The sequence below is a fragment of the Streptococcus mitis genome, assembly GCF_003942865.1.
Classification (GTDB): Bacteria; Bacillota; Bacilli; order Lactobacillales; family Streptococcaceae; genus Streptococcus; species Streptococcus mitis_BI.
Genome location: NZ_RJNZ01000001.1, coordinates 157,791 through 169,984, shown reverse-complemented (window position 1 = coordinate 169,984; position 12,194 = coordinate 157,791). Strand labels below are relative to the sequence as shown.

Annotated in this window: 13 protein-coding genes and 2 pseudogenes; 10 read left to right on the top strand and 5 right to left on the bottom strand. The window is 38.3% G+C overall.

Annotated elements, in window-relative coordinates; all coding sequences use genetic code 11:
* Positions 1 to 84 precede the first annotated feature (84 nt).
* Positions 85 to 858 (top strand): DNA polymerase beta superfamily protein, encoded by a 774-nt coding sequence (locus D8845_RS00845; protein ID WP_125452129.1) that lies wholly within the window; start codon positions 85 to 87, stop codon positions 856 to 858.
* Positions 859 to 866: 8 nt separating this feature from the next.
* A pseudogene (locus D8845_RS10385) lies at positions 867 to 1,919 on the top strand (hypothetical protein).
* A gap of 112 nt (positions 1,920 to 2,031) precedes the next feature.
* Here D8845_RS10385 and D8845_RS00830 read toward each other — a convergent pair.
* From D8845_RS00830 to D8845_RS10380, 3 genes are read right to left on the bottom strand one after another with little or no spacing between them, the layout of a single operon-like run.
* On the bottom strand, positions 2,032 to 2,847 hold the full coding sequence (locus tag D8845_RS00830) for a TIGR03943 family putative permease subunit (protein WP_125452125.1): 816 nt from the start codon (positions 2,845 to 2,847) through the stop codon (positions 2,032 to 2,034).
* Positions 2,844 to 3,749 carry a permease gene (locus D8845_RS00825; RefSeq protein WP_125452123.1) on the bottom strand — a complete coding sequence of 302 codons (906 nt, stop codon included), beginning with the start codon at positions 3,747 to 3,749 and terminating at the stop codon, positions 2,844 to 2,846. The genes D8845_RS00830 and D8845_RS00825 overlap by 4 nt, the downstream gene beginning before the upstream one ends.
* Positions 3,750 to 3,881 carry an SPJ_0845 family protein gene (locus D8845_RS10380; protein ID WP_125452121.1) on the bottom strand — a complete coding sequence of 44 codons (132 nt, stop codon included), beginning with the start codon at positions 3,879 to 3,881 and terminating at the stop codon, positions 3,750 to 3,752. It lies immediately after the preceding gene.
* 155 nt (positions 3,882 to 4,036) lie between these two features.
* On the opposite strand from D8845_RS10380, the gene D8845_RS00815 reads away from it, so the two are divergent.
* The 4 genes from D8845_RS00815 to D8845_RS00800 all read left to right on the top strand — a co-directional run bounded on the left by D8845_RS00815 (position 4,037) and on the right by D8845_RS00800 (position 7,738).
* Positions 4,037 to 4,417: a hypothetical protein gene (locus tag D8845_RS00815; RefSeq protein ID WP_125452287.1), complete on the top strand. Its 381-nt coding sequence runs from the start codon at positions 4,037 to 4,039 to the stop codon at positions 4,415 to 4,417.
* Positions 4,418 to 4,841: 424 nt separating this feature from the next.
* Positions 4,842 to 6,971, top strand: coding sequence for a Tex family protein (locus D8845_RS00810; protein ID WP_125452119.1), 2,130 nt, complete (start codon positions 4,842 to 4,844; stop codon positions 6,969 to 6,971).
* Positions 6,958 to 7,407 (top strand): SprT family protein, encoded by a 450-nt coding sequence (locus tag D8845_RS00805; RefSeq protein ID WP_125452117.1) that lies wholly within the window; start codon positions 6,958 to 6,960, stop codon positions 7,405 to 7,407. Before D8845_RS00810 ends, D8845_RS00805 begins: the two co-directional genes overlap by 14 nt.
* Positions 7,408 to 7,465: 58 nt before the next feature.
* Entirely contained in the window at positions 7,466 to 7,738 is a 273-nt protein-coding gene (locus D8845_RS00800) for a PspC domain-containing protein (RefSeq protein ID WP_001085044.1), read from the top strand.
* 137 nt (positions 7,739 to 7,875) lie between these two features.
* Here the strand turns inward: D8845_RS00800 and D8845_RS00795 are convergent, their stop codons facing one another.
* Positions 7,876 to 8,073, bottom strand: a complete 198-nt coding sequence (locus D8845_RS00795; RefSeq protein ID WP_125452115.1) for a hypothetical protein — start codon at positions 8,071 to 8,073, stop codon at positions 7,876 to 7,878.
* 426 nt (positions 8,074 to 8,499) lie between these two features.
* Between D8845_RS00795 and D8845_RS00790 the strand changes: the two genes are divergently transcribed.
* Both D8845_RS00790 and D8845_RS00785 read left to right on the top strand, forming a co-directional pair.
* A complete protein-coding gene (locus D8845_RS00790) occupies positions 8,500 to 9,258 on the top strand; it encodes an ABC transporter ATP-binding protein (protein ID WP_000173372.1) in 759 nt (252 codons plus the stop codon).
* 1 nt (position 9,259) lies between these two features.
* Positions 9,260 to 11,248: an ABC transporter permease gene (locus tag D8845_RS00785; RefSeq protein WP_125452113.1), complete on the top strand. Its 1,989-nt coding sequence runs from the start codon at positions 9,260 to 9,262 to the stop codon at positions 11,246 to 11,248.
* 48 nt (positions 11,249 to 11,296) lie between these two features.
* Here D8845_RS00785 and D8845_RS10585 read toward each other — a convergent pair.
* Positions 11,297 to 11,374: pseudogene (locus tag D8845_RS10585) on the bottom strand (IS3 family transposase); the annotation flags it as partial.
* A gap of 177 nt (positions 11,375 to 11,551) precedes the next feature.
* Here D8845_RS10585 and D8845_RS00780 point away from each other — a divergent pair.
* Both D8845_RS00780 and D8845_RS00775 read left to right on the top strand, forming a co-directional pair.
* Positions 11,552 to 11,860: a TIGR04197 family type VII secretion effector gene (locus tag D8845_RS00780; RefSeq protein WP_004269706.1), complete on the top strand. Its 309-nt coding sequence runs from the start codon at positions 11,552 to 11,554 to the stop codon at positions 11,858 to 11,860.
* Positions 11,853 to 12,194 carry a hypothetical protein gene (locus D8845_RS00775; RefSeq protein ID WP_125452111.1) on the top strand — a complete coding sequence of 114 codons (342 nt, stop codon included), beginning with the start codon at positions 11,853 to 11,855 and terminating at the stop codon, positions 12,192 to 12,194. The genes D8845_RS00780 and D8845_RS00775 overlap by 8 nt, the downstream gene beginning before the upstream one ends.

The following is a 12,194-nucleotide window of genomic DNA, read 5'->3' as shown; positions in this document are numbered from 1 at the left end:
ATAGTTTGATACAAAGCACTTTCAGTCCTCCTAGTTTCCTATTTTAGTAACTGTTTATGTTCAAATTATAGACGAGGCTTTATTATGCAAACGCAAGAAGAAATGAATGTTCTGGTACCCGAAAAATTAGCAGAAATTGAGCGTGATTTCGATGTCACAGTTTTGTGGGCTATTGAGTCTGGTAGTCGTGCATGGGGCTTTGAGTCTCCCGATAGTGACTTTGATGTACGATTTATCTACAAACACAAGCAAGATTTTTATCTCCGTTTGAATAAACAGCGCGATGTTATCGAACTACCAATTGACGATACTTGGGATGTGAGTGGCTGGGATTTAGACAAGACTTTAAAACTTTTTTATAAGTCTAATCCTACACTATTTGAATGGTTACAGTCTCCAATTATTTATCAACAGACGGATTTTATTGAACGAATATGTCCTCTTGCAACCCAGTATTTTTCTGAGAAAAAAATGCCGTACCATTACTTGAACACTGCAAGAACTCAAATGAATAAGTATCTTTCAGGAGATAAGGTCAAACCTAAAAAGTATTTCTATGCGCTGCGTCCTATTTTGGCTTGTCGCTGGATTGAAAAATACCATTCTGTTCCACCGATTTTGTTTGATGATTTGGTCAAAGAATTACTTCCGTCTCAAATGCAGGAGCATGTTTCAAGCTTGCTAGACATTAAGATAAATGGGCCTGAAGGTATGGAAATTGATCCGATAATGCCAATCCAGCACTACATCATCAAAAACATCAAAGAGCTGGATGCATACGTTCAAAGTGTTACCGAGGTGAAGAAAGACTGGAAAGCTCTAAATCAATTTTTTCTTGAAGAATTAGGGCATGACTGAGGTTGTTTATGGGTAAATGGACATGTAAATGCGGGCAAGCGATGAACGACCATAGGTCGCCCGATTCAAATGCTTATTCAGTTTACTCGGATGAGTTGTTAGTAGAAATCATGAATAAAAAAGATGGTAATGATTCAATTTCTTATGAAGACATTTCAGAGGCTTCATTTTATATGTGGAAGTGTCCTAAATGCGGTAGTTTCATGGTTTTTGGCGAAGACGGAGATGGAGATCGCTTTACTTTTTATGAACGCCAAGAAGTTGAAAAGGTCGAGCCTCTCTTTGATCCGGATCAAGAGTTAAATATCGTTGTTGTTGAGTTTCAGGAGGGAGGAAATGGCTATACTTATATCTGCGATGACCCAAATATCCATATTGGGCACGCTGTTATTGTCCCAGTAGGGAAGGAAAATACTGAAAAAACTGCATTAGTTGTGCAGAAGTATCATGCCCTACCAAGGGATATTACTTTTCCTGTTCAAAAGTTAAAACGTGTCATTCGTAGGTATTCATATTTCGACCCAATCACTTCGAAAAACGTTTGTAGAAATTTAATTTAGCTTGGAAGAATTTTTGATGCTTGCTCTAAAAACTCTAAACCAGCGCCTCAGCAAACATATTACGTTATCAAAACTCCCTTAGGCTATTTCTGGTTAGAATTAAATGGAGTTCCGATTCCAATGAAAATCACACAGATTCAAGTCAAAGATAAAAAATACCAAGTTGATAGCGCCCTTTATATAAAACCTTCAGAGATTAACTGCAGAAGATTCTATGAACTGGAATTATGTGCAGATTTTGATATTGATGCCTCGAGATGGATCGATGTTCTCTCAGATGAAAACGTTTGGGGCAATAGCTGGGAACTAAATGGCCTTCAATTTGGTATTACTGCTGGGGAATCTCCAGAATTTGAAGACGAAGTTGTTGCAAGAAAATATAGTCGTATTCCACTTTATTATGACTGGCACCCTGAATTTGAAGATTATTATGGATTCAGCTTAGCTTGGAAAAAATACGAGTCTGATAGCGATTTGTCAATAGATTTTTATACAACATAAGAAAGTTATAAAACATCAAAAATGACATCTTACTATAGACTATTTAATAAAAAACGAACAGGCTCTTTTTCTGTCATTCAGAAGAGAACTTGTTCGTTTTTATCTTGTTTATTTAAAACACTCGATACACATAGGGATTCTCTGGTTTATCGACTTTGGTAAAGCTATCGATTTCCAAGGTTGGGAGATTTTGTTTGAGTTCTTTATGGTAGTGATTGACCAGTTTTCCTTTGGCTGTTATCCAGGTGTTGTTCTCATACTGACGGGTATTTCCCTTGGTCAGCAATCCATAGACACCGGAATCTGCGATACAGTGGATAATGCCGAAGCGGAACAGAAATTGACTATCAGCATGACTGGGGTCGTTATAGACAAAGCCTGTGAACTGGACTGTCTTACCCTCAAACTCATCTGGATAGTCGTAGATAGCCTCCATGACTTCCATATAGTTTTCATTAGTGATCTGAATACTATCTTGGGATAAGTATTTATCCGCCGCAGTTCGCATTTCCTTTTCATAGGCTAATTTTGAAAAATAAGAACTGGTATCTGGTTTCAAATATTGGCTTGTCGTCCCTTCACTTGTTTGAATGGCTTGATCCGTGCCTTCTGATAAAGGGAAATGATATCCTTTGGCAGAAACGGTCTGAGAATCCAAGCTAACAGTTGGAAAAGTTAAGCCGACGACAATAGGAATAGCCATAAGAGCAATACTCGCCACCTTCGCCAATCGGCTGTTCAGATGAGTGTGGGTTTTGACTTGCTTCATCCAGATATACAATTGAACAATAGCCAAGATAAAGGAAAGCACCATGGAGATATAGGCCAGATAGGAATAGTGCATGTTGATGTACTGGTTTAACTTGCCCGACAGATGGAGATAAATGGTCAGTTCAAAATAGCCAGCTAAAACTAAAAATCGAATCATAGGATGACTCCAATCAAGAGAGAATACACTAAGACAACGAGTGTCACAATCGTAATGAAGTGACTGATAAATCGTACTTTCAAGTAATTTTTCATCATGAGAATATTTTTGATATCCAGTATTGGGCCAATCACCAGAAAGGCCAGAACTGGTGCTAAGCCGAAACTCGAGAGAAGAGAAGCTCCGATAAAGGCATCGGCCTCACTACAGAGAGAAAGAAGAAAGGCTAAAAGCATCAAGAGTAGGATGGCAAAAAGAGGAGTAGCACTGATAGAGGTTAGAATCCGAGTCGGAATATAAACCTGTATAACAGAGGCAAAGAGACAGCCAAATACCAAATAACGTCCCGTATCAAAAAACTCATCAATGGCTTGCACAAAGACCTGAAAAACTTTTTTTGCAGGACTCAAATGAGAAAAATCGTGCTCATGACAGGCCAAACGATTTTCTTTTTGAATCGGTTCTCGCCAGAAAAATCCCAGAAAAATTCCAAGTATCACAGCTACAAGAATGGAACCCAGAGCTCGTAACAGGGCGACATGGAAGGAGTTGCCAAAGGCAGAATAGGTCGCAAATAGAACAATGGGATTGATAACAGGGGCTGTCACAAGAAAGGGAACGGCTGTGTAACTGGGAACCTTTTTTTCCAGAAAACGATTGATAATGGGGACGATTCCACATTCACAAGAAGGGAAAAGCATCCCGATAAAGGTTCCAAAAAAGATTCTCCCCCAACGATTTCGAGGGAGAAAATGATAAACCTTATCAGGTGTGATATAAACCTCAATCAGCCCTGAAACAATACTTCCTATCAGAACGAAGGGTAGGGCTTCAATGATTATAGAGAGAAAAATAGCCCCAGTCTGAAGTAAACTAGAAGGGAGTTGTTGGAAAGCAGTCATCTAGTTTTTCTTTTCTGCTTCGGCTTTTTTCTCTTTGTCATCAGGGAAAGTGACTTGTTTCAAATCAGGGAGTTTCGCAAACTCTTCAAACATCTTGTCCAAGTCATCAGTTTTTGTAAATTTTACAGCCATAGGTGCACCTCGATTCTAAATTCTACCTCTATTATACTATTATTTTTGGGAAAAGGGAAAAGTTAAAATTGAGTATCTAACGAATAATAGAGCGTGATATAGCCTAATATACACTATGATTGTGATATAATAATTGTGGAATAACGGAGGAAATGATGGAACATAAAAAGATCGGTCAGGTGACTGACGAAGTAAAAGAAATTTTTAATATTGTTCTTGAAGCTAGTGATATCAAAGTTAACAAAGAAGGTTTAAGAAGTCATATGTTGAAACGGCATCATAATGATGTGATTCATCATATTGAAGACCTGGAACTTATACTAAGTAATCCAGATTTCGTTGGCATCAATCCACGAGAGAAAGACGCCAGTTTTGAATATGTTAAAAGATTTGATGATAATGTTCTTGTTGCGATTAAGTTACATAAAAGTGGTGATTTCTTTTATGTTCCGACCATGTATCGTTTACAAGATTTCAAGTTACAAAGTCGTATTAAGTCTGGTAGATTGAGAAAGCTTGACAAAAAAAGTAGATAGTGCTAGAATAACATTAACGAAAGACATTTGAGGGCAGAAAGGTTCCTGCCGCACCTTGAATAAGGTATCTGAGATGCTGGGTACACCGACCAGCCAAGTGTCCGTTATTTCAAAGGAGGGGCTTAAATGCTCCTTTTTTATTTGAAATTTCAAGATAGATTACACTCACTGCAGGCTCAGGCTTGCGATTTTTTATTTGCTCTGAAAATTGATTCGTTAACTTCAACAAATAGCTTTATAAAGCGGTTTGTAAAAAATAAAAACAGTGAAATTACTCATAGATTCTTTTGTAATCTAGTAGAATTTTAAATTGAAACCTTCTCAATAAATAGAATATTGAAATGAAGCAAATTTATTCACCAACTTATGTTTTAAAATTGTAAGAGATAATTTGAATAAGATTGGCTTATGGTATAATAGATTCATGGATAAAAAATATGAAAAAATCTCCCAGGATTTGGGAGTGACTTTAAAGCAAATTGATACCGTTCTAAGTTTAACAGCTGAAGGGGCGACAATTCCCTTCATAGCGCGTTATCGCAAGGACATGACTGGTAGTTTGGATGAGGTGGCAATTAAGGCCATTATCGACTTGGATAAAAGTCTGACAAATCTCAACGACCGTAAGGAAGCTGTTTTAGCTAAGATTCAAGAACAAGGCAAGTTGACCAAGGAGTTGGAAGAAGCTATCTTAGTTGCCGAAAAATTAGCAGACGTTGAAGAACTCTATCTTCCTTACAAGGAAAAGCGTCGGACCAAGGCAACCATTGCCCGTGAAGCAGGGCTTTTCCCACTTGCTCGCTTAATCTTGCAGAATGTAACTGACTTAGAGAAAGAAGCTGAGAAGTTTGTCTGTGAAGGATTTGCGAATGGGAAGGAAGCTTTGGCTGGTGCAGTTGATATCTTGATCGAAGCCTTATCGGAAGATGTGACCTTGCGTTCCATGACTTATCAGGAAGTGCTGAGACACTCTAAACTCACTTCTCAAGCCAAGGATGAAAGTCTTGATGAAAAGCAGGTTTTTCAGATTTACTATGATTTTTCTGAAACAGTTGGAAATATGCAAGGCTATCGTACTTTAGCCCTCAATCGTGCGGAGAAACTTGGTATCTTGAAGGTCGGTTTTGAACATGCAACGGACCGCATTCTTGCCTTCTTTGCTGCTCGTTTCAAGGTAAAAAATACCTATATAGATGAAGTTGTTCAGCAATCTGTTAAGAAAAAAGTCTTACCTGCTATCGAGCGCCGTATTCGTACAGAATTAACTGAAAAGGCCGAAGAGGGAGCTATCCAACTCTTTTCGGACAACCTACGCAATCTCCTCTTGGTTGCTCCACTGAAAGGGCGCGTGGTTCTTGGGTTTGACCCAGCCTTTCGTACAGGTGCCAAGCTAGCTGTCGTGGATGCAACAGGAAAAATGCTAACAACTCAGGTTATTTATCCTGTTAAACCAGCATCAGCTCGTCAAATCGAAGAAGCCAAGAAAGAGTTGTCGGACTTGATTGGTCAATATGGCGTGGAAATTATTGCTATCGGAAATGGTACTGCTAGTCGTGAAAGTGAAGCCTTTGTGGCGGAAGTTCTGAAAGATTTCCCTGAAGTCAGCTATGTTATCGTCAATGAAAGTGGTGCTTCGGTCTATTCTGCCAGTGAACTTGCTCGTCAGGAGTTTCCAGACTTGACCGTTGAAAAACGCTCTGCTATTTCTATCGCCCGTCGTTTGCAAGATCCTCTTGCGGAATTGGTCAAAATCGATCCTAAGTCAATTGGTGTCGGTCAATACCAGCACGATGTCAGTCAGAAGAAACTGTCTGAAAGTCTGGACTTTGTCGTAGAAACTGTAGTTAACCAAGTCGGTGTTAATATTAATACGGCCAGCCCAGCTCTTCTTTCCCATGTCGCTGGACTCAATAAAACTATCTCTGAAAATATTGTCAAATACCGTGAGGAAGAAGGGAAAATCACTTCACGCGCGCAAATCAAGAAAGTTCCTCGTCTGGGTGCCAAGGCTTTTGAACAGGCAGCTGGTTTCCTCCGTATCCCTGAAAGTAGCAATATCCTTGATAATACAGGAGTTCACCCAGAAAATTACGCTGCCGTTAAGGAACTTTTCAAACGTTTGGACATTAAAGACCTAAACGAAGAAGCCCAAAGTAAACTCAAGTCCCTTTCAGTCAAGGAAATGGCGCAAGAGCTAGACCTTGGTCCAGAAACTCTTAAAGATATCATTGCAGATCTTCTCAAACCAGGTCGAGATTTCCGTGATTCCTTTGACGCACCTGTGCTTCGCCAAGATGTCCTAGATATCAAGGATTTAGTGGTTGGTCAGAAGCTAGAGGGTGTTGTGCGTAACGTTGTTGATTTCGGTGCCTTCGTTGACATTGGGATTCATGAGGACGGTCTGATTCATATTTCCCATATGAGTCGCAAATTTATCAAACATCCTAGCCAAGTGGTGTCAGTCGGTGATTTGGTAACGGTCTGGGTTAAGAAAATTGATACTGAACGTGAAAAAGTCAATCTGTCGCTTCTAGCTCCAAATGAAACTGACTGATTACGTTAAGCAGGTTTCACTAGAAGACTTCAGCAGACCTTTTATCCATCATGTTCAGTGGAATAGGCGTCTACGTTCGACAGGTGGGCGATTTTTCCCCAAAGATGGGCATTTGGATTTCAACCCAAAGGTTTATCAGGAACTGGGTCTGGATGTTTTTAGGAAAATTGTCCGACATGAACTCTGTCATTATCACCTCTATTTTCAAGGGAAGGGCTATCAACACAAGGATCGGGATTTTAAGGAACTGTTGAAAGCAGTGGATGGATTACGCTTTGTGCCCACCTTGCCAAATAGCAACTCCAAACCAATTAAGCTCTATCGTTGCCAATCCTGCCAGCAAAGTTATCATCGCAAGCGAAAGATTGATATCAAACGCTATCGCTGTGGACTTTGTCGAGGTAAATTGCTACTAATAAATCAGCCTGAGGACTGATGAAAGCCGAGCCTACCCGTGTTATACTATGTCTAACCTAGCAGAAAGAGGAAATATCATGAACAGTAAATTTTATAAAATGAGACGAAATCGTATGATTTCAGGAGTTTTGGCAGGTCTGTCAGACAAGTGGAACTTTGATGTTACCCTTGTTCGTTTCTTATTTGCCATTTTTACAGTCGCAAACTTTGGACTTGGCGTGATTATCTATATCATCCTAGCTTCTATCATGCCTACCAAGGAAGAAATCGAAGCTGAAATGTACGGAACAGGCCCACGTAAACGCAAAGAAGCCCAAGCCATTGACGATAATGAAGGCTGGTTTTGGTAAGGTTCTACAGAAGATTTGGAATAAGCAAAAAGCTTTAAATCAATAGTCTAAACTGCTTGATTTAAAGCTTTTTTACTTTTAATAAGATTTTCTCAGCCTCATATACAAATTAAAAATAATATTTTGAACTCATGTTTCTAATCTGATTTTTCATGCTGAGACAATACATTTTTTGAAAAATGATGGATGCTGATAACAACTGATAGCCAGCAAATAGCATAAGCAGTAGCTGTAAATTCTGTACCGATAAAGTATGTTTTTTCAACTAAGAGCTGACCGATGAATGGAGAGAGGAGATAGAGAATTCCGATGAGTATATGTTCTTTATGTTTCATTAAAGCGCACCTTCTTTCCTTATAGGTAGTTCGATTTGAAAGTGTTGAATTTAATGGTATGTTATCTAGGTAAGCTTACTCAAATGATAGTTCCCGCTTCCTCCTTTCCAAAGTAAGCCTTTTCACACTTATATTTTACAATTTAAAAAACAGGAAATCAAATCATTTTCTAAGTAATTTTGCCTACATTTCCCCAATCTTACAAAAATGTAAGATTAAAGTCTCTTTTGTAAGGTTAGGTTATGGCAAGCGATCTTTTTTTGATGTAAACTAGACTCATAAAGAACAAAGGAGTAACATCATGAAACAAATCTTACATAAGAAAACAAGAAAACCAAGCCACAAAGATATCGAGCGCGTTCAGCTGGGATGCGCTATGATGCAAGCAACATTTCATTTGATGGGATATTAAGAAAGGAGATTCTCATGACACTTTTAGATGTAAAACACGTTCAAAAAATTTACAAAACACGTTTTCAGGGCAACCAAGTAGAGGCCCTCAAGGACATTCACTTTACCGTGGAAAAGGGTGACTACGTTGCCATCATGGGTGAGTCTGGTTCTGGTAAATCAACTCTTCTCAATATTCTAGCTATGCTGGATAAACCAACTCGTGGTCAGGTTTACTTGAATGGAACTGACACCGCAACCATTAAAAATTCACAGGCTTCTAGCTTCCGTCGTGAAAAGCTGGGCTTTGTCTTCCAAGACTTTAATTTGTTAGATACTCTCTCTGTAAAAGATAATATCTTGCTTCCCCTTGTCTTGTCAAGAAGACCCATTACGGAAATGATGAAGAAATTGGTGGTGACAGCTGAGAATCTGGGAATCAACCAATTGCAAGAGAAGTACCCTTACGAGATTTCTGGTGGTCAGAAACAGCGTGTAGCAGTAGCACGCGCTATCATTACAGAACCTGAAATTCTCCTTGCGGATGAGCCAACAGGAGCCCTTGACTCCAAGTCATCTGCTGCTCTTCTTGATGTTTTTGATGAAATCAATGAGCGTGGACAAACCATTCTTATGGTAACCCACTCAACAGCAGCAGCTAGCAGAGCTAAACGTGTACTCTTTATCAAAGACGGCATTCTTTACAACCAAATCTACCGTGGAGAGAAGACAGAACGTCAGATGTTCCAAGAAATCTCTGATACCTTGACTGTCATGGCAAGCGAGGTGAATTAGTATGTTTCGATTAACCAATAAGTTAGCGGTATCGAACTTGATTAAAAACCGCAAACTCTACTATCCTTTTGCGCTGGCTGTTCTCTTGGCAGTCACCGTCACCTATCTCTTTTACTCCCTGACCTTCAATCCTAAGATTGCAGAAATTCGTGGAGGAGAAACCATCCAAACAACACTTGGATTTGGTATGTTTGTCGTCACCCTTGCGTCAGCTATTATCGTCCTCTATGCCAATAGTTTTGTTATGAAAAACCGTTCCAAGGAACTGGGAATTTATGGAATGTTGGGCTTGGAGAAGCGTCATCTGATCAGTATGACCTTTAAGGAGTTAGTGCTATTTGGGATTCTAACTGTTGGAGCAGGAATCGGTATTGGAGCCTTGTTTGACAAGTTGATCTTCGCTTTCCTACTCAAACTGATGAAATTGAAGGTTGAGCTGGTCGCTACCTTCCAGATGAAAGTTGTCATTACAGTACTTCTTGTCTTTGGTTTGATTTTCCTAGGTCTCATGTTCCTGAATGCTCTTCGAATCGCCCGTATGAATGCCCTCCAGCTCTCACGTGAGAAAGCTAGCGGTGAGAAAAAAGGTCGTTTCCTATCTCTCCAAACTATTCTTGGTGTGATTAGTTTAGGTGGTGGATATTATCTTGCGGTTACTGTAAAAGATCCCCTTACAGCTCTAACAACTTTTTTCCTAGCTGTTTTGCTGGTTATCTTTGGTACTTATCTATTGTTTAATGCAGGGATTACAGTTTTCCTTCAAATCTTAAAGAAAAATAAGAAATACTATTACCAACCAAATAACCTTATCTCAGTGTCTAACTTGATTTTTCGTATGAAGAAAAATGCGATTGGACTAGCAACTATCGCAATTTTGTCAACAATGGTTTTGGTAACCATGTCAGCAGCTACTAGTATTTTCAATGCCTCAGAAAGCTTTAAAAAAGTTCTAAATCCGCATGATTTTGGGATTACTGGACAAAATGTTGAAAAAGAAGATTTGGACAAACTCTTGAGCCAGTTTGCAAGTGACAAAGGTTATAATATCAAAGAAAAAGAAGTTCTTCGTTACGCTTACTTTGGTGTTGCAAACCAAGAAGGTAGCAAGTTAACCATATTTGAAAAAGGACAAAACCGTGTCCAAGTCAAAACAGTTTTTATGGTATTTGACCAAAAAGATTATGAAACTATGGCTGGTCAAAAACTTTCTCTATCAGGAAATGAGGTTGGACTCTTTGCCAAGAATGAGGGAGTTAAAGAACAGAAAGCTCTAACTCTAAACGATCATCAATTTTCTGTAAAAGAAGAATTTACTAAAGATTTCATTGTGAACCATGTCCCAAATCAGTTTAATATTTTGACTTCTGATTACAATTACCTTGTTGTACCTAATTTACAAGCCTTTTTGGACCAATTCCCAGATTCGGCTATCTATAATCAGCTTTACGGTGGTATAAATGTAAATATCAGTGAAGAGGAACAACTCAAAGTCGCTGAAGAATATGAAAAATACTTACAAAAGTTTAATGCTCAATTAAACACTGAAGGTAGCTATGTGTATGGTAGCAATCTAGCAGATGCTAGTGCTCAAATGAGTGCCCTTTTTGGTGGTGTCTTCTTTATCGGTATTTTCCTATCCATTATCTTTATGGTCGGAACTGTTCTGGTCATCTACTACAAACAAATTTCTGAAGGCTATGAAGACCGTGAACGCTTTATTATCTTGCAGAAAGTCGGTTTAGATCAAAAGCAAATCAAGCAAACCATCAACAAACAGGTTTTAACTGTTTTCTTCCTTCCTTTGCTTTTTGCCTTCATACATCTAGCCTTTGCCTACCATATGCTTAGTCTGATTTTAAAAGTGATTGGTGTAATAGATACGAATATGATGTTGATTGTGACCTTGTCTATCTGCGCTATCTTCCTCATCGCCTATGTGCTGATTTTCATGATTACTTCAAGAAGTTATCGCAAGATTGTGCAAATGTAAAAAAAGATACCTCGATATATACTGACCCCCAAAAGTTAGACAATTAATTTATCCAAAGGATTTAGTTCTGTATTGTACAGGGCTAAGTCTTTTTAGTTTGGCTTTGATTCGTTTGTTATAGAAAAATATAGTTAATAATTGCTTTATTAATTTTTTAAAGAACTGCAATTTCTAGTGAAATAACAATGTATTGCCAATTTCAAAATTTTGAGGTTGTATTCAATCATATTTGGAGAATATTAAAATATTTTTAAATTTTTATGATATAATCATGATAGTTAAATATTTTAGAGGAACCCGATAATGAGTGAAATAAAAAGTGTAACATCTTTAGCTGTTCAAAGAGCAACGGCGATTGCAAAAGCTACAGAAAGTCTTGCTAATCTTATAGCAATTGAAAAAGATAATCAGACAACTGTAGCGGGGAATGTAAAAGCTTCCTCTGCAATTGATTTAGCGCAAACTACTGCGAGTCAAATTGGTAATGTATTATCAGCGATGTCAACGAATATTCATAATCTTTCTTCAGCTTTTCATGCTATGGATCAGAAAGTAGCAAACCAATTGTCACGCATTGACGATGCTAGCACGAGGTTTACGTTAAATGGTTAATCGTGATATCATTAATTTAGAGTTATCACTCAAACAAAGAGAAGAATCTCTAAAAGTAAAGAAACGTCATCTATACATTGTACGAGATGAATATGATCAACTTACTAAAAAAAGTAAACTCTTTTTTAGTGAAGTTGCAGAGTTGATGAGTAAATCTGACGATAGTTATTATTTTAAAGATTTAGAATCACAACATCTCCAGGCATCGCAAAAACTTCAAACCTATTTTCAAGAACAGGAAGAGTTACTTAAACAGTCACAAAAACTATTAGAAGTTGATAAAGAACAATTGAAACAATTAGAAAGAGAGGTGAGAGAAAAAAATGGGGGTTGA

Coding starts and splice junctions, on each gene's coding strand:
- D8845_RS00845 (WP_125452129.1), top strand. CDS start 85: ATGCAAACGCAAGAAGAAATGAATGTTCTGGTACCCGAAAAATTAGCA.
- D8845_RS00830 (WP_125452125.1), bottom strand. CDS start 2,847: ATGATTCGATTTTTAGTTTTAGCTGGCTATTTTGAACTGACCATTTAT.
- D8845_RS00825 (WP_125452123.1), bottom strand. CDS start 3,749: ATGACTGCTTTCCAACAACTCCCTTCTAGTTTACTTCAGACTGGGGCT.
- D8845_RS10380 (WP_125452121.1), bottom strand. CDS start 3,881: ATGGCTGTAAAATTTACAAAAACTGATGACTTGGACAAGATGTTTGAA.
- D8845_RS00815 (WP_125452287.1), top strand. CDS start 4,037: ATGGAACATAAAAAGATCGGTCAGGTGACTGACGAAGTAAAAGAAATT.
- D8845_RS00810 (WP_125452119.1), top strand. CDS start 4,842: ATGGATAAAAAATATGAAAAAATCTCCCAGGATTTGGGAGTGACTTTA.
- D8845_RS00805 (WP_125452117.1), top strand. CDS start 6,958: ATGAAACTGACTGATTACGTTAAGCAGGTTTCACTAGAAGACTTCAGC.
- D8845_RS00800 (WP_001085044.1), top strand. CDS start 7,466: ATGAACAGTAAATTTTATAAAATGAGACGAAATCGTATGATTTCAGGA.
- D8845_RS00795 (WP_125452115.1), bottom strand. CDS start 8,073: ATGAAACATAAAGAACATATACTCATCGGAATTCTCTATCTCCTCTCT.
- D8845_RS00790 (WP_000173372.1), top strand. CDS start 8,500: ATGACACTTTTAGATGTAAAACACGTTCAAAAAATTTACAAAACACGT.
- D8845_RS00785 (WP_125452113.1), top strand. CDS start 9,260: ATGTTTCGATTAACCAATAAGTTAGCGGTATCGAACTTGATTAAAAAC.
- D8845_RS00780 (WP_004269706.1), top strand. CDS start 11,552: ATGAGTGAAATAAAAAGTGTAACATCTTTAGCTGTTCAAAGAGCAACG.
- D8845_RS00775 (WP_125452111.1), top strand. CDS start 11,853: ATGGTTAATCGTGATATCATTAATTTAGAGTTATCACTCAAACAAAGA.